This is a genomic window from Nonomuraea rosea, assembly GCF_039539705.1.
Classification (GTDB): Bacteria; Actinomycetota; Actinomycetes; order Streptosporangiales; family Streptosporangiaceae; genus Nonomuraea; species Nonomuraea rosea.
Genome location: NZ_BAABDQ010000003.1, coordinates 657,640 through 679,573, shown reverse-complemented (window position 1 = coordinate 679,573; position 21,934 = coordinate 657,640). Strand labels below are relative to the sequence as shown.

The 21,934-nt window shown below is 71.6% G+C and carries 22 protein-coding genes; 3 read left to right on the top strand and 19 right to left on the bottom strand.

Features of this window, described 5'->3' with window-relative positions; translation table 11 throughout:
- Positions 1-6 precede the first annotated feature (6 nt).
- The 7 genes from ABEA43_RS10600 to ABEA43_RS10570 form a co-directional block, all read right to left on the bottom strand.
- Positions 7-1,398, bottom strand: a complete 1,392-nt coding sequence (locus ABEA43_RS10600) for an extracellular solute-binding protein (RefSeq protein ID WP_345560685.1) — start codon at positions 1,396-1,398, stop codon at positions 7-9.
- Between the two features lie 325 nt (positions 1,399-1,723).
- Complete coding sequence (locus ABEA43_RS10595) at positions 1,724-3,343, bottom strand: solute symporter family protein (protein ID WP_345560810.1); 1,620 nt, start codon at positions 3,341-3,343, stop codon at positions 1,724-1,726.
- 17 nt (positions 3,344-3,360) lie between these two features.
- Positions 3,361-3,651, bottom strand: coding sequence for a DUF485 domain-containing protein (locus ABEA43_RS10590; RefSeq protein ID WP_345560684.1), 291 nt, complete (start codon positions 3,649-3,651; stop codon positions 3,361-3,363).
- Between the two features lie 204 nt (positions 3,652-3,855).
- Positions 3,856-4,680, bottom strand: a complete 825-nt coding sequence (locus tag ABEA43_RS10585; protein ID WP_345560683.1) for a carbohydrate ABC transporter permease — start codon at positions 4,678-4,680, stop codon at positions 3,856-3,858.
- Positions 4,677-5,570, bottom strand: a complete 894-nt coding sequence (locus tag ABEA43_RS10580; protein ID WP_345560682.1) for a carbohydrate ABC transporter permease — start codon at positions 5,568-5,570, stop codon at positions 4,677-4,679. Before ABEA43_RS10580 ends, ABEA43_RS10585 begins: the two co-directional genes overlap by 4 nt.
- A complete protein-coding gene (locus ABEA43_RS10575) occupies positions 5,567-6,823 on the bottom strand; it encodes an ABC transporter substrate-binding protein (protein WP_345560681.1) in 1,257 nt (418 codons plus the stop codon). The genes ABEA43_RS10580 and ABEA43_RS10575 overlap by 4 nt, the downstream gene beginning before the upstream one ends.
- Before the next feature lie 35 nt (positions 6,824-6,858).
- Complete coding sequence (locus ABEA43_RS10570) at positions 6,859-8,022, bottom strand: trans-sulfuration enzyme family protein (RefSeq protein ID WP_345560679.1); 1,164 nt, start codon at positions 8,020-8,022, stop codon at positions 6,859-6,861.
- 56 nt (positions 8,023-8,078) lie between these two features.
- Between ABEA43_RS10570 and ABEA43_RS10565 the strand changes: the two genes are divergently transcribed.
- The 3 genes from ABEA43_RS10565 (at position 8,079) to ABEA43_RS10555 (ending at position 10,663) form a co-directional block, all read left to right on the top strand.
- Positions 8,079-9,077: a LacI family DNA-binding transcriptional regulator gene (locus ABEA43_RS10565; protein ID WP_345560677.1), complete on the top strand. Its 999-nt coding sequence runs from the start codon at positions 8,079-8,081 to the stop codon at positions 9,075-9,077.
- A gap of 78 nt (positions 9,078-9,155) precedes the next feature.
- Positions 9,156-10,271, top strand: coding sequence for a hypothetical protein (locus tag ABEA43_RS10560; protein WP_345560676.1), 1,116 nt, complete (start codon positions 9,156-9,158; stop codon positions 10,269-10,271).
- 5 nt (positions 10,272-10,276) lie between these two features.
- Positions 10,277-10,663, top strand: coding sequence for a hypothetical protein (locus tag ABEA43_RS10555; RefSeq protein WP_345560675.1), 387 nt, complete (start codon positions 10,277-10,279; stop codon positions 10,661-10,663).
- Here the strand turns inward: ABEA43_RS10555 and ABEA43_RS10550 are convergent.
- The 12 genes from ABEA43_RS10550 to ABEA43_RS10495 all read right to left on the bottom strand — a co-directional run bounded on the left by ABEA43_RS10550 (position 10,660) and on the right by ABEA43_RS10495 (position 21,722).
- Entirely contained in the window at positions 10,660-11,709 is a 1,050-nt protein-coding gene (locus ABEA43_RS10550; RefSeq protein ID WP_345560673.1) for an inositol monophosphatase family protein, read from the bottom strand. The genes ABEA43_RS10555 and ABEA43_RS10550 overlap by 4 nt on opposite strands.
- A 29-nt stretch (positions 11,710-11,738) precedes the next feature.
- Entirely contained in the window at positions 11,739-12,926 is a 1,188-nt protein-coding gene (locus ABEA43_RS10545) for an alpha-D-ribose 1-methylphosphonate 5-triphosphate diphosphatase (protein ID WP_345560671.1), read from the bottom strand.
- Positions 12,923-13,678 carry an ATP-binding cassette domain-containing protein gene (locus ABEA43_RS10540; RefSeq protein WP_345560669.1) on the bottom strand — a complete coding sequence of 252 codons (756 nt, stop codon included), beginning with the start codon at positions 13,676-13,678 and terminating at the stop codon, positions 12,923-12,925. Before ABEA43_RS10540 ends, ABEA43_RS10545 begins: the two co-directional genes overlap by 4 nt.
- Complete coding sequence (locus ABEA43_RS10535) at positions 13,675-14,511, bottom strand: ATP-binding cassette domain-containing protein (protein ID WP_345560668.1); 837 nt, start codon at positions 14,509-14,511, stop codon at positions 13,675-13,677. Before ABEA43_RS10535 ends, ABEA43_RS10540 begins: the two co-directional genes overlap by 4 nt.
- Positions 14,508-15,362, bottom strand: a complete 855-nt coding sequence (locus ABEA43_RS10530) for an alpha-D-ribose 1-methylphosphonate 5-phosphate C-P-lyase PhnJ (protein WP_345560666.1) — start codon at positions 15,360-15,362, stop codon at positions 14,508-14,510. The genes ABEA43_RS10535 and ABEA43_RS10530 overlap by 4 nt, the downstream gene beginning before the upstream one ends.
- On the bottom strand, positions 15,359-16,471 hold the full coding sequence (locus ABEA43_RS10525) for a carbon-phosphorus lyase complex subunit PhnI (RefSeq protein ID WP_345560665.1): 1,113 nt from the start codon (positions 16,469-16,471) through the stop codon (positions 15,359-15,361). The genes ABEA43_RS10530 and ABEA43_RS10525 overlap by 4 nt, the downstream gene beginning before the upstream one ends.
- A complete protein-coding gene (phnH, locus tag ABEA43_RS10520) occupies positions 16,472-17,161 on the bottom strand; it encodes a phosphonate C-P lyase system protein PhnH (RefSeq protein ID WP_345560664.1) in 690 nt (229 codons plus the stop codon). It lies immediately after the preceding gene.
- Positions 17,158-17,598 (bottom strand): phosphonate C-P lyase system protein PhnG, encoded by a 441-nt coding sequence (gene phnG, locus ABEA43_RS10515; RefSeq protein WP_345560663.1) that lies wholly within the window; start codon positions 17,596-17,598, stop codon positions 17,158-17,160. The genes phnH and phnG overlap by 4 nt, the downstream gene beginning before the upstream one ends.
- A complete protein-coding gene (locus ABEA43_RS10510; RefSeq protein ID WP_345560661.1) occupies positions 17,595-18,314 on the bottom strand; it encodes a GntR family transcriptional regulator in 720 nt (239 codons plus the stop codon). Before ABEA43_RS10510 ends, phnG begins: the two co-directional genes overlap by 4 nt.
- An 83-nt stretch (positions 18,315-18,397) precedes the next feature.
- Positions 18,398-20,032, bottom strand: a complete 1,635-nt coding sequence (phnE, locus tag ABEA43_RS10505) for a phosphonate ABC transporter, permease protein PhnE (RefSeq protein ID WP_345560659.1) — start codon at positions 20,030-20,032, stop codon at positions 18,398-18,400.
- Positions 20,029-20,796: a phosphonate ABC transporter ATP-binding protein gene (gene phnC, locus ABEA43_RS10500; protein ID WP_345560657.1), complete on the bottom strand. Its 768-nt coding sequence runs from the start codon at positions 20,794-20,796 to the stop codon at positions 20,029-20,031. The genes phnE and phnC overlap by 4 nt, the downstream gene beginning before the upstream one ends.
- Positions 20,793-21,722: a phosphate/phosphite/phosphonate ABC transporter substrate-binding protein gene (locus ABEA43_RS10495; protein WP_345560655.1), complete on the bottom strand. Its 930-nt coding sequence runs from the start codon at positions 21,720-21,722 to the stop codon at positions 20,793-20,795. The genes phnC and ABEA43_RS10495 overlap by 4 nt, the downstream gene beginning before the upstream one ends.
- Positions 21,723-21,934 lie beyond the last annotated feature (212 nt).

Below are 21,934 nucleotides of genomic sequence, written 5' to 3'. Positions count from 1 at the left end.
CGCATCTCAGTTCGTACGCTTCGTCCAGCCGGCCCACGCCTTGTCCAGGGCCGCCTGGGCGTCCTGCTGGGCCTTGTCGAGCGCGGTCTGCGCCTCGTCCTGGCCGTTGAGCACCCGGTTCACCGCACCCTGCCAGGCGTCCTTGAACTCCTTGTCGGCCGGGTTGGCCGGCAGGCTGAAGGTGTGCTTGTTCGCCTCGTAGAAGGCCTTCACGCCGGAGTCCCAGGGCTCGCCGCCCGAGGTGAGCAGCTTCTCGATCTCGGCGTCGGCCAGGGTGTTGCCGGTGAGGATGCCGGTGAACGGCTTCTTCTCCGCGTCGCGCTTGGCGAGGCGCGCCTGCGCGGCGGCCTTCCAGGTGTCGACGAGCGTCATGGTCTTGGCGAACCTGCAGGCGGCTCCGGCGTTCTTGGCGCCCTTGGGGATCGCCCACGACGAGCCGGAGGAGTAGGCCAGCGGCTGCCCCTGCGGGGTGCGGAAGGTGTCGAAGACCAGCGGCGCCTTGGGTGAGACGTCGTTGAGCACGTTGACGTACCACTGCTCCATCGGCATCGCGCCGAGCTCGTGCTCGGCGAACTGGTTGCCCTTGCCGAAGAAGTCGGCGGAGTCGCGCAGGGCCTTGACCTTGGCGAAGCCGCCCTGCGCGTCATAGATCGCGACGGCGAACTCCAGCGCCTTGACCACCTGCGGGCTGTTGAGCTGCGCGGTCCTGCCGTCGGCCGACAGCAGGTCGGCGCCGTTGGCCTTGGCCCACAGCGGCAGGAACTCCGGCAGCTTGCTGTCGTAGCCGATGACCTGGAGCTTGCCGCCCGGGGCCTTGACCAGCTTCTTCGCCGCGGCGGTGACCTGCTCCCAGTTGGAGCCGTTCACGTCCGCGATCGTCAGCCCGGCCTCCTTGAGCAGGCCGGCGTCCGCCATGGTGATCTGCACCTGGTTGAACTCGGGGATGGCCCACACCTCGCCGCCGAACGTCACCTGGCCGAGCGCGTCCTTGTTGTACATCGAGGTGTCGATCTGCTCGCCCTTGACGCACGCCGTCAGCGGGACGATCGCGCCGCGCGAGGCGAAGGTACCGATCTGGTCGCGGTTGGCGTAGATGATGTCCGGCGGGTCGCCGGCGGCGACCGCGGACAGGAACTGCTGGATGTCGAGGTCGCCCTCGATCAGCTTGACGTCCGCGCCGCCGAGGGCCTTCTTGGCCGCTGCGACGCGCGTCGTCCCGATCTCGTCGGTCGCGCCGAAGCCCATGACGGACATCGTGCCCTGGTACGTGGCCCCGGGGTCGAACTGACCGGCCGACGGGGACGGGGCCGCTCCGCCTCCGGTGCCCTTGGCACATGAGGTGAGCGCCAGCGCCAGCGACATCGACAGGACGGACCAGCGGACGAGGGGGGATCTCATTTGGGGTTTCGCCTCCACACTGAGCAAGCGGGGCATCAGGCATGCTGATGACGGCCACGTGGCGCCAGGCCAGTGTGGCAACGTTCACACATCTGAGAACGTACCCATACCGCTGAAATCCCGTCAACCACTCATTTCACAGCGTTTCGCTGTCGTTAAGAAGCGTCGGGGTGTGGAACGTCCCGCATCTCTTCCCAGACAGGGGTTCTCTGCACATGCGGAAGGGCCCGGCCTTTTCCGGCCGGGCCCTTCCCGGTGCCCCGGGGGGTGGAGCACCGCAGGGGCAGGCGCCACGGGGGCAGGGGGCGCCTGCAAGGATCGGTGCTTAGTGCTCGTCCGCCTTCTCGGCGCCGACGCCCGTGAGGGAACGGACCTCGATCTCGGCGTACTTGGCGGCGTTGTACTCCTTGCTCAGGATCGTGCCGAGCCAGCCGCACAGGAAGCCCAGCGGGATCGAGATGATGCCGGGGTTGCTCAGCGGGAACCAGTGGAAGTCCACGCCGGGGATCAGCGCCGTCACCGCCGTGCCCGCCGGGGGCGCGGGAGCCGACACCACCGGCGAGAAGACGACCAGGACCAGGGCGGAGACGAGACCGCCGTAGATGGCCGACACCGCGCCCGTGGTGTTGAACCTCTTCCAGAACAGGCTGTAGAGGATCGCGGGCAGGTTGCCCGAGGCCGCGACCGCGAAGGCCAGGGCCACCAGGAAGGCCACGTTCTGGCCCTGGGCGAGGATGCCCAGGCCGATCGCGACGGCGCCGATGACCAGGGCGGAGACGCGGGCCACCACGACCTCCTGGCGCTCGCTGGCCTGGCCGCGCTTGAAGACGTGCGCGTACAGGTCGTGCGAGAAGCTGGAGGAGGAGGCCAGGGTGAGCCCCGCGACCACCGCCAGGATGGTGGCGAAGGCCACGGCCCCGATGAGCGCCAGCAGGATCGTGCCGCCGACCGGTCCGAAGATGTCGGCACCGATGCGTTCGGCCAGCATCGGCGCGGCCGTGTTGCCCGCCTTGTCACCGGCGACGATCGCATCCTTGCCGACCAGGGCCGCCGCGCCGAAGCCGAGGACCAGGGTCAGCAGGTAGAACACGCCGATGATGCCGATGCCCCAGAGGACCGACTTACGGGCGTCCTTGGCGGTGGGGACGGTGTAGAAGCGGATGAGGATGTGCGGCAGTCCCGCCGTGCCGAGCACGAGCGCGAGGCCCAGGCTGATCAGGTCGATCTTGCCGGCCAGGCCCTGCGCCTCGGTGCCGTACTTGAGCCCGGGGCTGAGGAAGCTCTCGGGGTTGGCCTTCGGACCGCTCGTGGCGGCGGCCTGGCCGAGCAGCGCGGACAGGTTGAAGCCGAACTTGCCCAGGACCAGCACCGTCACCAGCGCGGCACCGCTCATCAGCAGCACGGCCTTGACGATCTGCACCCAGGTGGTGCCCTTCATGCCGCCGAACACCACGTAGACGATCATCAGCGCGCCCACGCCGACGATCGTCCACGCCTTGCCCGTAGGGCTGGTGATGCCGAGCAGCAGGCCGACCAGCGCGCCCGCGCCCACCATCTGGGCCAGCAGGTAGAAGATGCTGACCACGATCGTGGACACGCCGGCCGCCGTGCGGACCGGCCGCGGGCTCATCCGGAAGGCCAGCACGTCGGCCATGGTGAACTTGCCGGAGTTCCGCATCAGCTCGGCCACCAGCAGCAGCGCGACCAGCCACGCCACCAGGAAGCCGATCGAGTACAGGAACCCGTCGTAGCCGGACAGCGCGATGATGCCGGCGATGCCGAGGAAGGAGGCGGCCGACATGTAGTCACCGCCGATGGCCAGGCCGTTCTGCACGCCGGTGAACGACCGTCCGCCCGCGTAGTAGTCGGCGGCCGTCTTGGTCTGGCGGCTGGCCCAGAACGTGATCCCCAGCGTCCCGGCGACGAAGGTGAGGAAGAGGATCATCCCCAAGGTCGTGGAGCTCACGAGGTCTTCTCCTCAACCTGGTGGCGGAGCTTGTCGGCGAGCGGGTCGAGCTTCTTCTCCGCGTGCCTGGAGTACGCCCACGCGATCAGGAACGTGGACACGAACTGCAGCAACCCGAAGACCAATCCGACGTTGATATCGCCGAGCAGCTTGATCGCCATGAATCCGCGCGCCCACCCGGACAGCACCACATACAGCAGGTACCACGCGAGGAACGCGACGGTCATGGGGAACGTCCAGCGCCGGAAGCGCCTCTTCAGCTCCTGGAAATCACTGCTCTCCTGCATTTGCTCATAGACCGATGCGTCATGTTTTTGTGTCGTCACGAGACCTCCACTGTGATGCGGATCACGCCCAACGTAAGAGCGCAACCTACCCGTCGTGGAGATCCGCAGAAGGGTTGTTCGGCGAGCCGCTGCGGTCCGGCGCTTAGTTGGGGGTGGCCTGCGGTGAAAGGTCTGTTAGACGCGATGAGCGGTCGGCTATCCCTTTCACCCTTTTACGGCCCCTGCCGTCAGCCCTTCGACGATGTAGCGGCGGATCGCGGCGAAAAGCACGAGGGTGGGCAGCACGGAGAGCACGGTGGCGGCGGCCATGGAGCCCCAGTCGATGTCGTACTGGGTGATGAAGGAGTTCATGGCGACCGGGATGGTCTTGGCGTCCTCGCTGTCGATGAACGTGATCGCCAGGAACAGCTCGTTCCAGCACTGCACGAACGCGAAGATGAACGTCGCCGCGATCCCCGGCAGCATGACCGGGATCACCACCCGCACCATGGCCACGATCCTGGAGGCCCCGTCCACCTGGGCGGCCTCCTCCAGCGCCACCGGCACCCGCTCGTAGAAGCCGCGCATGATGATCGTGGCGAACGGCACCAGCATCGCCACGTACACCAGCATCAGCCCGGCCAGCCGGTTGAGCAGGTCGAGGTCGGACATCAGCAGGTAGAGCGGGCCGAGCGCGATGAACAGCGGGATCATCTGGGTCACCAGGAACGCCAGCATCAGCGCTCCCCTGCCGGGGAAGGCGAAGCGGGCCAGCGTGTAGCCGCCGAGCACCCCGATCGCCGTCACCGCCCCCGCCGCGACCAGGGAGACGAACAGGCTGTTGAGCAGGTACGTGCCGAAGTCGGCGAAGGAGAACAGCTCCGCGTAGTGCTCGAACGTCACCTGGCCCGGCCAGTACCTGAGCGGCATGGAGAAGATCTCGGCCTTGGGCTTGAGCGAGGTGACGACGATCCAGTAGAGGGGGAACAACGTGATCAGCAGCCAGACGGCCAGCACGATGACCTTGGCCGCGGTCGCTAGACGTCTCATCTGGCCTTCTCGAAGCGGGTGGCGTTCAGGTAGAAGACGGTGAAGGACAGCAGGAGGCCGAGGATGAGCAGGCCGACCGCGCCCGCCCGGCCGTAGTCGCCGCCGATGACCTGCTGGATGAGGAAGGTCGTGATGATGTCGGTGCTGCCGGCCGGGCCGCCGCCGGTCATCGAGTAGATCAGGTCGGGGAAGTTCAGGATCCAGATGATCCGCAGCAGCACGATCAGGGCCAGGGTGGGCCGGATGTGCGGCAGCGTGACGTGCCAGAACTGGCGCAGCCGCGAGGCTCCGTCCACGGCCGCCGCCTCGTACAGCTCCTTCGGGACCGACTGCAGCGCGGCCATGATCATGATGGCGAAGAACGTCACGCCGTACCAGATGTTCGCCACGATGACGGAGGTCATCGCCCACCCCGGCGTGGCCAGGAAGCCGATGCGCTGGTCGATGAGCCCCGTCTTGAGCAGCAGGTCGTTGATCACCCCGAACTGCCCGTTGAACATCCACCGCCACAGCAGGCCGATCAGGAATCCCGACATGGCCCAGGGGAAGAACACCCACGCCTGGTACAGGCCCCGGCCGCGGAAGTGCCGCCGCAGCAGCAGCGCCAGCCCGAAACCGAGGAAGAACTGGAAGAACAGCGACACGACCACCCAGGTGCCGGTGTTGCGCAGCGCCGTCCAGAAGCGGTCCTCGGCCAGCACGGCCCGGAAGTTCTCCAGGCCGGTGAAGGGCGTCGAGGTGAGGTCGAACAGGTTGTAGCGCTGGAAGGCGATCACCGCGCCGCGGATCATCGGCCAGTACGTGAACAGGGCCACGAACACCACGCCGGGCAGCAGGCACAGCGCGATGAACCTGGCCCTGCGGACCGTGAAGGTGCGGGTGGCGCTCACGACACCTTCTTCGCCTGGTCCGTCCAGAAGGCGTCCCACGACTTGAGCACCTCGGCCGTGGTCTTCTTGCCGGTGATCAGGGCCTGGACGTCACGGTCGGAGTCGACCAGGAACTGGCTCCAGCCCGGGTAGTCCACCGGGCGGATCGTGATCACCTGCTTGGGGTCCTGCTGCGCCTGCAGATATGCCTTCCACGCCCCCTCAGAGAACTGCGGGTCGCTCTGGGCCTGCTGGGAGATCGGGATGAGCGAGTTGCCCTTGGCGAAGGCGATGCTCTGCTTGGCCTCCGACAGGAACTGCACCAGCTTGACCGCCTCCTTCGGGTGCTTGGTGAAGGAGGTCGCGCCCCAGCCGGCGTAGCCGACGGGCTGGAAGGCGTACCCGGTGGGGCCCTTGGGGATGGGGGCGGTGGACCAGGACGTGACGCCGCTCTCCTCGACCGTCTTGATCACTTCCGGGTCCTGGATGAGCATGCCGGTGACGCCGGAGGTGAAACCCTGGACCATCTCCGGGTAGCCCCATGACACGGAGTCGGGTGGCGACGCCTCCTTGAAGATCTTGACGTAGAGGTCCATGGCCTGGGCCGCCTCGGGGGTGGCGAAGATCGTCCGCTTGTCCTTCAGATAGAAGGATTTTTCGGGATTCAGGGCTTCGCCGTTGTACGCGCTGATCATCATCACCGCGTAGTCCGCGCCGCCCTTGCCACCCCTGAACGAGTAGCCGAAGCGGTCGCCCGAGGTCATCTTCTTGCCCGCCTCGTAGAGCTCCTGCCAGGTGGCCGGCGGCTGGGCCATCCCCCAGTCCGTCCGGTAGAAGATCGTCCGCTCGTAGAACCCGTACGGGATCAGGTACGCCTTGCCCCCGACCTCGACCGCCTTCTTCTTGGCCAGGTCGGTGAGGTCGGCCCAGCCCGCCCAGTCCTGCGTGGGCAGCTCGGCCAGCCAGCCGTTGTTGGAGAAGGACTTGGCCGTGTGGTCGCGCACTTCCAGCACGTCCAGATCCTTCTTCGTCTGCAGGATCTGGGTGATCTTCTGGTCGGCGCTGTCGAGGGGCGGGGAGATCAGCTCGACCTGGACGCCCGGGTTGGCCTTCTCGAAGTCGGCGATCAGGGACTTGATGAGCTTGGTGCGTTCTGGGCTGGTCAGGCTCTCGATCATGCGTAGCCGTACCTCTCCCGAGGACGACGATCCGGAGCCGCAGCCCGCGAGCACCAGCGTGGCGACGGCCGCGGCCGCCAGGAGGGGCTTACTCATGGGGGAGCCTCCCGCGTGTTAGACAGCGCTGTCAATCACGCTAGGCGACCCACCCCCTCCAGCGCTAGACCGAGATCCTTGATCAGCGAATCAGCGGGCTCCAGTCCGACCGACAGGCGCGCGAGGCCGACGGGGATGCCCATGGTGGCCCGTACGCTCTCCTCGGTGGACAGCGCGGGCGCGTTGACCAGGCTCTCGAACCCACCCCAGGACACCCCGATCCTGAAATGTCGCAATTTATCGAGAAAAAGTCCGACCTCTTCCCGCGACTCCGTGTCCAGCTCGATGCTGAACAGGCTCGAGAACCCCGTCATCTGCCGCACCGCGATCGCATGGCCGGGGTGGGAGGGCAGCCCGGGATGGTTCACCGCCCGCACCGCCGGATGCCCTTCGAGGAACTCCGCCACGGCCAGCCCGCGCTCCTGGTGGGCGGCCATCCGCACGGGCAGCGTGCGCAGCCCCTTGATCACCTTGGCCGCGTCGTGCGGCGACATGGCGGCCCCGTAGAGCTGGTACTCGGTCAGCGCCAGCGGCCTGACGAGCCGCGCAGGACCCGTCACGACGCCGCCCACGAGGTCGCTGTGCCCGCCGATGTACTTGGACAGGGAGTGCACGACCAGATCGACGCCCATGGTCAGCGGCTTCTGGAAGAGCGGCGTGGACCAGGTGTTGTCCATCACCGTCACCAGCCCGCGCTCGCGCGCCCACGCGGTCACCCCGGCGATGTCGACCACGGCGTAGGCCATGTAGGAGGGCGACTCGAAGTAGAGTAGGCGCGTGCTCGCCTTGATAGCGCTGTCACATCCCGCGAGGTCGTCGACATGCGTATGCGTGACCCCGAACTTCTCCAGGTAGCGCAAGAACTGAGTGGTCGGCCCGTAGACCGCGCCCAGCACCAGCACGTGGTCACCGGCCGACACGAGCGAGGAGATGGTCGCCGCGATCGCCCCCATCCCCGACCCGAAACATTTGGCCCGCTCCCCCCGTTCGAGCGCGGCGAGCTTACGCTGGGCGAGATCGACCGTCGGGTTGGTCCCCCGCCAGTAGACGTAGCGCTCGTCCTCGTTCCTGATCGCCTCTCCCAGCTCCTGCGCGCTCTCGAACGTGAACACCGAGTTCTCGAACACCGGCGGGTTGACCGCGCCCAGCACCCAAGGCTCGTCCTCACCCAGCCGGCCACAGATCCATTCATCATTCATGGGGGCAGACTATGACAGCGAGGGAGCGCCGCTTTGAGGAGGAGCCCAGCGCGGCCGTGCGCACGCGTACACGCCCCCCGACCATGGCGGACGTGGCCAGGCACGCGGGTGTGAGCCTGAAGACCGTCTCGCGGGTCGTCAACCAGGAGCCCCACGTCAGGGCGGCGCTGCAGGCCCGGGTGCAGGCGGCGATCAGCGCGCTCGGCTACCGCCGCAACGAGGCCGCCGCCCGCCTGGCCAGGGGCGCGACCATGCTGACGCTCGGGCTCGTGATGGAGAACATCTCCAACGAGTTCTACGCCCGCCTGGCGGCCGCGGTCGAGGCGGCTTCGGCGGAGCACGAGGCGCTGGTGGTGTTCGGCTCGTACGAGGAGAGCCCCGACAAGGAACGCATGCTGATCGAGTCCATGTACGCGCGGGGCGTCGACTCCCTCATCGTCGTCCCGTCGGCGGCCGACCACGCCTGGCTGGCCGAGCACGCCGGACTCACCACGGTGTTCGTGGACCGCGTCCCTCCCGGGCTGGACGCGGCGGACGCCGTGCTGCTGGACGACGTGTGGGGCGGGCGCGCGGCGACCGAGCACCTGCTGGCGCGCGGCCACCGCAGGATCGCGCTGATCTCCGACGACGACGGGCTGAGCTCGGTGCACGACCGCGCGTCCGGCTACCGTACGGCGCTGCTGGCGGCCCGGGTGCCCGCGGACGAGTCGCTGGTGGTGCGCGGCGTCTTCGACCCCGGGCGGGTGGCCGGCGAGGTCGGCCGGCTCCTGGACCTGCCGGACCCGCCGACGGCCTTCTTCGCCACGAACAACCGGGCCGCGATCGGCATCCTGCACGCGCTGCGGGAGCGGCCTGAGCGGCCCGCGTACGTGGGGTTCGACGACTTCGCCCTGGCGGACGTGTTCAACCCGGGGGTGACGGTGGTCCGCTACGACGTGTCCCGCCTGGCCGGCGCCGCGGTGAACCTGCTGCTCAACCCCTCCCCCGCGCCGCGCCGGATCAAGGTGCCCGTCGAGCTGGTCACGCGGGGGTCCGGCGAGCTCCCACCCACCTGACATCAAGGCTGCTCCCCGGGTTGGTCACGTCTCCTCTTGGTCGGTGCTGAGCCCGTACGGGTGGGGTAATCCGAGATCATGTCCGACATCGGTCCTCAAAGTCCTGACGTCCCTGTCGCCGAGCGGCCTGTCGTCACGTCGCCCGGCGATCCGGACGTCTACCTCGACGTGCCCATGGTCAAGGTCGAGGAGATCGACCTGGAGGTGCAGGATCTGCGGGCCAAAGTGTCGCTGCAGGCGGAGGTGCTGGATCTGTTGCGGCTCAACGTGGGGGCGGACGTGGGGCTGGGCCGGGTCAGCCTCACGATCAAGGGCGTGGAGGCGCAGGCGCTGCTCAAGGTGCGGCTGGACAACGTCGCGCACATCATCGACCGGGTGCTGCAGACCATCGACGACAACCCTCAGATCCTGGACAACCTGACCCGCAGCGTCGGGACTGCCGTGGAGAACATCGGCACCGGCGCTGGCTACGCCGTACGAGACGTCGGCGCAGGCGCAGGCACCGCCGTACGAGACGTCGGCGCAGGCGCAGGCACCGCCGTACGAGACGTCGGCGCAGGCGCAGGCACCGCCGTACGAGACGTCGGCGCTGGCGTACACGAGGTGGGGGCGGGGGCGGGGACTGCCGTACGGGACGTCGGCACGAGCACAGCCGGGACCATACGCGATGTCGGCCCAGGCGCGGGCCAGGTCGTCCGAGACACCGGAGCCGGCGCCACCGGAATCGTGCGGGACACCGGAACGAGCGCCACCGGAATCGTGCGGGACACCGGGACCACCGCGGCCCGAACCGCTGCCGGGCAGTTCGTGCCGCGAGCCGGGAACGACGCCTACGGTGTGCCGCCCACCGGCGTATCCGCACCCCAGCGCGTCGCCACCGAGAACGGCACCGGCGAAGACCGTGAGCCGGAGAACGACGAGGACGACCACCCGGCAGATCAACCCGAGCCAGACCGGAACGCAGACGAGCAGCCCCCGGATGCGGAGGAGGCAGACCCGGACGCGGACGGGCAGAAGCGAAGGCACGAGCGCGGGCGAAACGGGCACGAGCGGGACCGGACCGAAGCTGAGCCGAGCGCGGCCGCGCTGGCCGGGGCCCTTGCTCGTACCTCCATCCGCGCAGGCCGCGAGTGGCTCCAACACGTCACCGACGCAGCCGGCGGCGTCATCAAGAGCAAGTCCAAGGACAAGTGAGCACCATGGCGAAACCGGAGCATCCCGAAGAACCCGACGTCGAGATCCGCGCCTCCGCCAAGGCCCGCGAGATCCGCTTTCACCACCGCCCGGACGTGACCGTCGAGGCGGTGGCGGAGCCTACAGGCGAGTGTGTCTCAGGCAGCGAACGGACCGGTCTCCCCGACCAGGTGGCCGAAGGTGTCACCTACCGGGACATCCAGATCGACTTCCGCGTCATCGCCAAGCTCACGGCCCCCGGAGAGGAGCCCGGCGCGAGCTCCAGCGCGGGCCCCGGAGAGAAGCCCGGCGCGAGCTCCAGCGCGAGCCCTGTAGAGGAACCCGGCGCGCGCTCCGGGGCGGAGCCCAGCGGGGAGCCCCCCACCCAGCCAGGCGACGCTCCGTCGCCCTAGTCATCGAGCCCCATCAAGCCTGAGCCCCGTGCCGGGCGAGCGCCCGGATGCCCGCCCGGCTGGTCGCGCGCGGCCGTGAAGGCGTCGCGCAGGACCTCGGCCAGCTCGTCGGCCAGCTCTGGGGTGGCCGCCACGACGCCGCTCCAGCGCCTGGTCAGGTCGGTGTCCAGCTCGATCGGACGGCCGAAGACGTCCCTGACCGCCCCGCCCGCCGCCTCCGCCAGCACCACCGAGGCCGCGATGTCCACCAGGCGATGGGTGTCGGTGGCGGCATCGGCGAAGGCGTCGGTCGCCCCCTGGGCCACGAGGGCGCCTTCCAGGCAGCTCGTGGACAGGATCCGGACGCGGGCCGCCCGGCGGGCCACCTCCCACCAGGCGGCGGCCGGCCCCGGTCTGGCGGGCTGAGGGCGCAGGAGGGAGACGGCCGCGCCGGTCAGCTCCCTGCGGCCGGTCGTACGCAACGGGGACGGCACGCCCGCCGCGGCCCACCAGCTCCTCCCGGTCTCCAGCCAGACGGTCAGCGCCTCGGTGAAGACGCCGTCCTCGGCCACGGCGGCGGAGAACGCGGACAGCGGGACTCCGGCCGCCGCGTTCGCCGAGCCGTCCACGGGGTCCATGACCAGGGTCAGGGCCGAGCCGTTGTCCACCCAGCCGGTCTCCTCGGTGAGCACGTTGACCGGGTGCCCGGCCAGGGCGGCCAGGATGGCGTCCTCGACGAGCACGTCGATCCGCATCGTCGGCGTCCCGTCCGCGCCGTCCGCCACGACGGCGGCCAGGGCGGCGCGATCGTACTCGGCGGTAGCGGCGGTGTAGGCGTCCAGAGCCGCGGACGCGGCGGCGGCCAGCGCCGGATGCGCCTCCCCCGGCACCCCGGCACCCCACCCCGCGCCGCTGCCCGGCACCCCAGCGCCCCATCCCGCGCCGCTGCCCGGCATCCCGGCACCCGTTCCAACGCCGCTGCCCGGCAGCCCGGCACCCGTTCCAACGCCGCTGCCCGGCACCCCGGCACCCCACCCCGCGCCGTTGTCCGCCCCCCTGCCCGGCATCCCGGTCCCCTCTCCGCGCCGCGTCCCCGTCATCCCCTTACCCCCACCGGCACGGCCTGGTCACCGGCCGTGACGGTCAGTCGCACGGTCGGCCAGCCCCGGTCCACCGTCACCACCGCCAGGTCCCCGCGCTGCCCCTCGGCCAGCTCACCCCGATCGGACAGCCCCGCGACCGACGCCGGGCCCGAGGTGACCAGCGCGACCGCCCGCGGCAGCGCCACCACCCCCTGCTCGGCCAGCAGCAGCGCCGCGGCCAGCGGCGCGGAGGGCAGGTAGTCGCTGGACAGCCCGTCCACCAGCCCGGCCGCCACGAGCTCGGCCGCGGACACGTTGCCCGAGTGGGAGCCGCCGCGCAGGATGTTCGGCGCACCGGCCACCACCCGCAGCCCGCGGGCGCGAGCGGCCTTGGCGGCCTCGGGCGTGGTCGGGAACTCGGCGACGGACACCCCGTTCGCCAGCGCCACGTCGATCTCCTCCGCGGTCACCGGGTCGTGCGCGAGCAGCCGCGCCCGTCCGAGCGCCGCGAGCTCCGCCAGCCGGCCCAGCGCGATCTCGCGGTGCCCGATCCGGCTGTCCCGCTCGGCCACCAGGGTCTCCACCCGCCGCTGCGCCTCCTCGGCGGAGATGCCCTCGGTGCCCTCCAGCCAGCGCCGGTACACGGCCGAGTCCCGGTACTGCCCCTGCCCTGGCGTGTGGTCCTCGAAGGAGACCAGCGGCGGCGGCGCCGTCGTACCGGAGAGGCAGGATTCGAGGGCCGCCAGGCCCTCGGGGTCGCGGGCGTCGAGCCGATAGAGGATGCGGTGGTCCACCAGCGCGGCCCCCGAGGCGGCGCGGTCCCTGATCGCGGCGTCGACCCGGCGCGCCCGGTCGACCGTGCGGCCCTTGCGGTTGTGCGACTCGAACGCGACCCCGTGGAACACCGTGGTGATCCCGGCCGCCCTGACCCGCCCCTCGAAGCTGGACACCCCGAAGCCGACCTCGAACTCCGCGCCGGGACGCGGCCGCAGCTCGGTCTCCAGCCCGTCGGAGTGGGTGTCGACGATGCCGGGCAGCAGCAGCGCCCCGCGCAGGTCAATGGCCTCCGCGGGCACCGCGCCCGGCCGGGCGGGGCCGACGTGGGTGATCAGCCCGCCCTCGGTGACGACGAGCGCGTCGTCGACGACGCGGTCCGGCAGCACGGCCTTGGCATGGGCCAGCACCCTCGTGTGCGCGCTCATCGGGCCACCTCCAGGTTCAGTTCGGAATCACGCAGTACGACGGCGGGCGGCCCGTCGGCGGCCACCTTGCCGTCCTCCAGCACCACCACGCGGGTGGCGAGCCGGTCGATGGCGTCGAGATCGTGGAAGACGGAGAGCACGGCCACGCCCGCGTCCGCCAGGTCGGCGATCATGGACAGCACGGCCTCCCTGTTGACCGGGTCGAGCGCCGACACCGGCTCGTCGAGCAGCAGCAGCCTGGGGGGCGAGATGGTGCCGGCGGCGAGGTTCACGCGCTGTTTCTGGCCGCCGGACAGGACGGTGGTGTGCATGGCCCACAGCCGCTCGTCGATGCCGAGCCTGCGCAGCGCCGCCGCGGCGGCGTCCTGGGCGGCGCCGGTGTCCAGGCCGCGGGCCGCGCCCGCGCGGGCCACCACGTCGAGGACGGCCCGGCGCGGCTCGGCGCGCAGGAACTGCGAGACGTAGCCGAGCTCTCTGCCGCGCAGGTCGGCGACCTGGGCGTCGGGCAGCCCGGCGAGGTCCACCCGCGTGCCGTCCGAGGTGCGCAGCAGGATCCGGCCCGCGGTGGGCACGTAGGTGCGGTAGACGCACCGCAGCAGCGACGACTTGCCCGCGCCGGACGAGCCCGCCAGCGCGACGTGCTCGCCGCCGGCCACGTCCAGGTCCACGCCGCGCAGCGCGCCGACCGTGCGGCCGTCGATGGTGTGCAGGGTGAACGACTTGACCAGTCCCCTGACCTCCAGGACGTTCATCCGCGCGCCGCCGCGACCAGCCGCTGGCTGTACGGGTGCTGCGGGTCCTCCAGCAGCTGGTCGGTCAGACCGGTCTCCACGACCCGTCCGTGTTGCATCACCATCACCCTCCTGGTCAGCATCTCGATGACGCCGAAGTCGTGGGAGACGACCACGGCGGCGACGCCGAGCCGTTCGAGCAGGTTCCTGAGCAGGTCGAGGACGCCGGCCGCGACCGAGGCGTCCAGCCCCGTGGTGGGCTCGTCGAGCAGCAGCACGGGCGGCCGGTTGGCCAGCGCCTTGGCGATCTGCACGCGCTGCCGCATGCCGCCGGAGAAGGTGCGTACGGGGTCGTCCATCCGCGACAGCGGCACCTCGGTCAGCTCCAGCAGCTCGGCGGCCCGCTCGCGGATGCGGCCGAAGTGCCGCCCGCCCGCGGCGGTGAGCCGCTCGGCGATGTTGCCGCCCGCGCTGGTGTCCAGGTCGAGCCCCGCGGCCGGGTCCTGGTAGACCACGGAGACGCGGTCGATGCGCAGCCGCCGCCTGGCGCCGTCGTCGAGCGCCAGCACGTCGGTCCTGCCGTCGTCGTAGCCGCGCAGGTAGGCGCTGCCCCCGCTGGGGCGCTCGTCACCGGCCACGCAGCGCATGACGGTCGACTTGCCGGAGCCGGACTCGCCGACGATGCCGAGCGCCTCGCCCGGCTCCACCTCGAAGCTGACGCCCCATGCGGCCACCACGGCGCCGGTCGCGGGCGAGACCGAGGTGCCGTGCTCGGGCCCCGTCCCGGTCAGCGACGCCTGCCCCTGCTCGCCGTAGACCCGGCCGAGCCCGTCCACCTTCAACGCCCAGCTCATCGGGCCTCCTCCCGGTTACGCGTGCAGTAGTCGGTGTCGCTGCACACCCATGTCACGGAGCCGTCCACCGCGGGCACCTCCACCAGGTACGCGTCCTGCGCCCCGCAGTGCCGGCAGGCCGCGCCCGGCGTGTGCTCGACCTCGAACGGGATGTCCTCGAACACCAGCGGCTCCACCGGCGTGTGCGGCGGCACCGCGTAGATCCGCTTCTCCCGGCCGGCCCCGAACAGCGTCAGGTGCTCCGCCCGGTCCAGCTTCGGCACGTCGAACCTGGGGATCGGCGTGGGCGAGATCAGGTACCTGCCGGCGACCACGCACGGGTAGCCGGCGGTCTTGGTGACGACGCCGTTGCGTACGACGTCCTCGTACAGGCCGACCCACATGCGTGAGTAGTCGGCCTCCGCGTGCATCCTGCGCTGCTCGCGCACGTCGGACTCGACGGCGCGCAGCGGCTCCGGCACCGGGACCTGGAGCACGAGGACCTGGTCGGCGCGCAGCGGCGTCTCGGGAATGCGGTGCCTGGACTGGATCAGGCTCGCCTGGCCGGTGTCGGTCTCCTCGGCGCAGCCGACGTGGCCGACGACGAGGCGGCGCAGGTTGGCGGCGTTCACCCCGCCGTCCTCGCCCTGGTCGATGACCTTGAGCCGGTCGGCGGGGCCGACGAGGGCCAGCGTCACCTGCAGCCCGCCGGAGCCCCAGCCGCGCGCGACGGGCATCTCCCGCGACCCGAACGGCACCTGGTAGCCGGGCACGGCCACGGCGGTGAGCGCGGCCCTGCGCACCTCGCGCTTGGACAGCTCGTCGAAGATGCCGCGCGGGCCGGGGTCCCCGGCGAGCTCTGTGATCGTCATCGGGCTCCCGCCTCCTCCATGGCGGCGCGTACCGCCCGCTTGCGGTCGAGCACCGACCTGAAGTCCACGTAATGGGGCAGTTTGAGGTGTTCGAGGAAGCCGGACGCCTCGATGCCGTCGAGGGTGAGCAGCACCTCCTGCTCCAGGCTCGTCCGGCCGTCGTCGCGGTGGACGAGCAGGTCGAGCCCGGCCATCGCGATCGCCTTGCGCTCGTTGTGGCCGAAGCACATGCCGTAGCCGAGGTCCAGCCTGGTGCGATCCTCCTCGGCCCGGTCGAGGTCGTCGATGGTCTCCACCTCGGTGACCCGCACCTCGGCGACCGTGACGGGCCGGCCGGTGAGCGGGTGGCGCACTCGGACGGGGAGCGCTCCGTGGCGTACCTCGCCGGGGAACTCGTGGTTGTGCCGGCCCGGCCGGAACGTGTACGAGTACCAGAGGTGGACGAGGGCGCCGGTCTCGGCGCGCGCCATCGCGGTCAGCCGCGCCGACCTGGGCACGCCGGGGCGGATGGGGGCGCGGGTGACGTCGTACGGTTCGGGGTCGCCGTCGGCGCTCCTGTCGACGACCAGATCCATCGAACGCAGCAGGCGGAGCAGCCGCGGCGGCCGGCGCGGGTCGTCACCCCCCTGAGCGACCACGTGGCCGTGTCCGTGCCCGTGCTCGCGGGCCGCCGGCGGCTCCTCCTCGGCGCGGGCCTTGGCCTGCTCCTCCGGCATCAGGTCGAGCAGCCGGCCCACGTAGTCAGGCGTGCGGCCGAGCAACTGGCTGCCCGGCGGGTTGCGGAAGGCGGGCGAGATCCGGCGCGAGACCCGCAGCTCGTCGGCGTGCACCGGCTCCGAGTAGGCCACCCGGGGCAGCGTGGACCGGTGCGCCCTGATGAGCTGCGCCGCCTCCTGGACGTCGCCCTCCGCCTGGCGCAGCGCCCTGGCCGCCAGCTCGGGGGCCCACAGGCCGCCCTCTCCCATGATCCGGTCCACGGCCAGCCTGAGCCGCCCGGTGACCTGGTCGATGCCGAGCCAGGCGCTCGGCCCGCCGTACCGGCCGCGTTCGACGAGCTTCTCCGCGGCGAGGATGGCCTCGTGGCCGCCGCTGGCACCTGAGTACCCCATTCAGACGTCTCCGTTCTCGATCTCGATGCGGGTGCTGCGCGGCAGCCCGGCGACGGTCCCGTCCTGGGCGACGAGGAAGACGTCGACGCCGGCCGGGAAGTCCGCGTTGGCCTCGGCGAGGGCCTCGAACACCGCGCGGGGCAGCCCGGTCACCCTGATGCGCCGCGTCCCCGGCACCCCGGGACCGCTGAGTGCGAGCACGACCCCGGGCCCCTCCGCGCCCGGGACCGGCTGCCCGGCACGTTCCACGGCCGTCACGGCGGCCACCAGGCGGGTGCCGTGCTCGGGGTGCATGACGTCGCCCCTGGTCAGCCCGGCGATCTCGGCCGCCGTGGGCGGGCGCAGCGCGACCACCATGCGGGCCGTGTCCTGCGCGGCCGGCGGCGCGGAGGTCGCCAGGTGCAGGGCCTCGGCCCAGTGCTCCTCCCCGGGGGCGGTCAGCACGGCCGTCGGCACCTCGACGTCGGCCAGCCCGGCCGCCACGGCGAGCGCGGGAGGACCGCCGGAACGCCCGACGGCGTCCAGCACGCCGGGCCGGGCCAGCACGTTGAGCAGGGCCCGGAAGTCGGCCTGCGCCTGCGCGGCGGTCGGCGTCACCGCCCGCACGTGCGCGCCGATCCCCCGCACGGCCGCCACGCCGGCGGCCGATCCGGGAGCGGCCGGGTGGACGGCGGTCAGGTCGGTGGTCATGTCAGCTCCTCGAAGGCCACGCGGGTGGCCGACACCTCGTCCCATTCGGCGGCCTCCTCGCCGGCCCGCCGCTCGGCCACGGCCGCGCACAGCGCGTGCACGTCACCCGCGGCGGGCAGGCCGGCCGCCGCGGCGGCGTCCAGCAGGGCGGCCGCCAGCGCCGCCACGCGGTCGTCCCCGCCGCGCATGCTCCACCCCGCGGCCCCCGCCACCTCGACGGTGCACGAGGTGACCAGCACCTCCCCCAGGTGGAAGCGCTCCTCGGCGACCGGTTCGCGCACGGTGAGCATCACCATGCCGGTCTGCGGCGGGTGCAGGACGGTCGGCTCCCCGAGGTCGCCGGACTGGAGCAGGCGCTCGGCGAGCGGCAGCAGTTCGTCGGGAGTGGCGGCGGCGAGCAGCTCGGCGCGTTCCTCCCTGGTCATCGTGTCGATCAATGCGTTTCCTCTTCGATCTCGAAGGTGACGTCGAGGACGTCGGGCCGCAGGTACGTCCGCGCGTACTCGACGTACGGGCCGCCGGCGGCGCGGTTGACGCTCTCCGCCAGCCAGACGGGCCCCCGGCTGCCGCCGGTCAGGTGATCGGCGATGCCGGCCGGCGGCACGTCCAGGCTGATCCGGTAGCGGGAGCGGACGACGGTGAGCCCGTAGCGGCGGCGCAGGACCCGGTGCAGGGAGACCTCGTCGCCGAGCTCCCTGTCCAGGTTCAGCAGGGGGCGCCTGGGCAGGACGCTGGTGGCGTACGCGGCGACCTCGCCGTTCACGCTGAACACCCGCTCGACCGCCCACACGGCCGCGCCGGTGGACAGGCGGAGCCTGGCGCGTTCGTGCTCCACCGCGCGGCGGGCGCCGCAGGCGACCAGCCGCGCGCCGGGCTCGGCGCCGGCCAGGCGGACGGTCTCGCTGAAGGACGGCGGGACGTGGGCGGAGATCACGTACTCCACCCGCCCGCGCCTGAAGGTTCCGACGCCCTGGACGCGCCGCACCAGCAGCCGCCGCTCCAGCTCCTGCAGGGCCGCACGGGCGGCGGGCCTGCTGACGCGGAAGCGGTCGGCCAGCACGTGCTCGCTCGGCACCTGGGCGCCCACGGGCACGTGGGCCAGCTCCGCCTCCAGGATGTCGGCCATCTCCAGGTAGCGCTGCGTGCTTGTCATGACAAGCAGCCTCGGCGGCCTCTCTGACCAGCGGGTTAACGGCAGGCGACGCCGCACGAGCCCGGAGGCCAGCATGGGGGGAATCACCGCAGGAGGGACCGGAGCCGCGCCGAGACCGCCTCCACGGCCAGGACCAGCACGAACACCGGCAGCACGATCGCGGTCACGACGTCCTGGTTGAGCGCCCTGATGTGCTGGCTCAGCGCGTAGCCGAGCTCTCCCGCGCCGACGATGCCGAGGATGAAGAAGGCCCGCAGGTTCACGTCGAGCGCGTACAGGATGGTGGCGACCAGGCGCGGCGTGAGCTGGCCGAGCACGGCGACGGTCAGCTCCTGCACCGGGCCCGCGCCGGCGGAGCGCACCGCCTCGCGCGGCCCCGTGCGCAGCTCCTCGGCGTCGTCGGCGACGAGCTTGGCGACCAGGGCCGCGGTGAAGACGGCCAGCGCCAGGGTGCCCGCGACCGGCCCGTCCATGAGCCCGAACGCCGCCACGAACACCAGCACCAGCAGCAGGTCGGGGATGGAGCGCAGGCCGACGCAGAGGGCTCTGGCGATGAGGCGCACACCGCTGGTCGGAGCGACGGCCCGCGCGGCGGCCAGCCCGAGCGGCACCCCGGCGAGCGTGCCGAGGAAGGTCGCGCCGAGCGCGATCGCGGCCGTCTCCAGCAGTCCCTCGCCGAGCAGGCCCGCGACCGGCGCGAAGTCGGGCGGGAAGAACTCGCCGAGCGCACGCACGGAGCCCGCCGCGGCGTCGGCGAGCGCCGCCGGGCTCGTGCCGACCTGCTGGAACGCCACCGCCGAGAGCGCCAGCGCGCCCCAACCGGCCAGGTGGGCGGCGGCCCGGCCGCGCGTCCACGGCACGCGCGTGCCCCGCGCGGGCGGCACGCCTCCGGTACGTCCCGCGCCGAGCAACTGGCCGCGCAGCGTCACGGACACGCCTTCGACGAGCAGCACGACGGCCACCGTGACCAGCGCGATCCCGGTGGCCTCCCGGTAGTCGGTGAACCCGAACGCGGTCTTGAGATCGAGCCCGATGCCGCCCGCGCCGACGGCGCCGAGCAGGACCGAGCCGCGGAAGTTGATGTCGAGCCGGTACAGGATGGCCGCCACCCACGCGGGCGCCACCTGCGGCAGCACGCCGGCGAGCAGCCGCTGGCCGGGCCCGGCCCCGGTGCCCGCGACGGCCTCGCGGACGCCCTCGTCGGCCTGCTCCACCGCCTCGGCGAACAGCTTGCCCAGCATCCCCACCGAGTGCAGCCCGAGCGCCAGCACGCCGGGCAGCGGCCCGATGCCGATCGCGGCCACGAAGAACACGGCGAACACGACGTCGGGGACGGCCCGGCAGGCGACGATCACGGCCAGCGCCGCGGACCTGACGGACGTGATCCGGGCGGCGGCCAGCACGCCGAGCACGGCGGCCAGCAGGGTCGCCAGCGCGGTGCCCGCGACCGCCATCCAGAGCGTGTCGAGCACGTGGGCGAACGTGGTCGCCGGGTCCGACAGGGTGGGCGGCCAGGCCCGCGCCAGCAGCGCGGCGACCTCGCCGAACCCGTCGATCAGCCCGCCGATCCCGACGCCCAGCCAGTTGAGCGCGCCGAGTCCCAGCGCCGCGAGGACGAGGGGGAACCCCCAGGCCGCCGCCCGCCGGCCAGTCCGCGGCGGTCGCGGCAAGTGCCCCGGGGCGCGCGGGGGCCGTACGGGGGCCGGGTGCCCGATCACGGCACCGTCACGGGGTCGGACAGGTACAGGCCGCGCAGCCGTACGGTGTCGAGCAGCTCGGTCGGCTCGTCCAGGCGGACCTCGCCCAGCCGCAGCCCCACGACGCGGCGGGTCCACTGCAGCGCCAGCTCGATCTGGTGCAGCGTGCACACCATGGTCAGCCCGTCCTCCCTGCAGACCTGGACGAGCAGGCCCATGACGGAGGCCGCGGTCTCCGGGTCGAGCGAGGCGACGGGCTCGTCGGCCAGCACCAGCTCGGGCCGCTGCAGCAGCGCCCGCGCGATCGCGACGCGCTGCTGCTGGCCGCCCGACAGGCTGCCGGCCCGCTGGTACGCGCGATCGGCCAGCCCCACCCGGTCCAGGTGCTCCAGCGCCTCGGCGCGCAGGGACCTGGGCCAGGTGACGACGCCGTACCGGGGACCGCGCACGCGGCCGAGGGCGCCGCAGAGGACGTTCTCCATCACGGTCAGCCGCCCGACCAGGTTGAACTGCTGGAACACCACGCCGACCCGGCGGCGCAGCGCCCGCAGCTCGGCGCCTCTGGCGGCGACCACGTCCACGCCCAGCACCCTGACCTCGCCGGAGTCGGGCCTGGTCAGCCCGTTGAGGTGGCGCAGCAGCGTGGACTTGCCCGACCCCGAGGGCCCGAGCAGCGCGACGGTCTCGCCCCTGCGCACGGTCAGGTCGACGCCCCCGCACGCGATCACGTCGCCGAAGGCCTTGACCAGGCCGCGCGTCTCGACGATCGGCTGGCCGGCCGTCATGCCTTGGAGCACTTCTCGTTATGGGTGGCCGCGCACACCTGGCGTACCGGGTCGAAGGTGGCGTCCGTGACCGCCTGGAAGCCCCACACGGACGAGTCGGCCGTCACCCGGCACGTGGCCTCGTCCTTGCAGATGCCGAGCTGCACGAGCCGGTCCTTGGTCGCGTCCTTGGTGAAGGTCTGGGTCAGCTCGGCCTTCAGGTCGGCGGGCAGCTCGTCGCGCATGGCCACGGGCGACATGGGGATCGGCGCCGACTTCCACACCACCTTGACCTGGCCGGTCTTGAGCTTGCCCTTGTCGATGAGGATGTGGTCGACCATGGCGTTCTCGGCGAACCCGGCCTCGCACTTGCCCGAGGCCACCGACAGCACGGAGTTGTCGTGACCGCCCGCCATGATGGGGCTGACGCCGGTCTTCGGGTCGATGCCGGCGCCCATCAGGCCCTGGCTGGGGAAGAGATAGCCGGAGGTGGAGCCGGGGTCCACGAAGCAGACCTTGGCCCCCTTGAATCCGTCGATGCCGGTGATCGAGCTGTTCGCGGGGACGATGCCGTAGCTCTGGTAGGTGGGCTCGCCGCCCTTCTCGACCATCGACGCGATCGGGGTGATCTTGGCGCCGTTGCTCTTGGCGAGCACGTACGACAACGGCCCGAACTCGGCCAGGTCGATCTTGCCCGACACCATGCCCTCGATGACCGCGTTGTAGTCGGTCGAGCGGACGAACTCCACCTTCTTGCCGGTGTTCTTCTCGATGAGCGCGATGATGTCCTTGTACTCGGCCGTCGGGTCGATGTTCTGCTCGACCGGCACGGCGGCGAACCGGAGCACGTCGGCGCTGCTGCCGCTGGCGGAGGAGGAAGAGCAGCCCCCCGCCGCGAGGACGCCGAGCACGGCCAGGGCAGTCAGGGCGGTCAGGGAACGTTTCACAGTGAGGTCTCCGAGCGTGTCGCAGGAACCGGGTCCGGACTCTCACGCTGCTCGCCCACGGTGATGAGCAGGTCAGTCGCTCCTGTCGGTGCACGAACCGGGGGGTTAACTCCGGGCGAACCCGGCCGCCTGTCAGCCGCCCGTCACCCGGCCGACGGTGCACGGCCACCGTCCCGCCGTCCGCTGGTCACCCAGCCAAGCCCATGATGCTG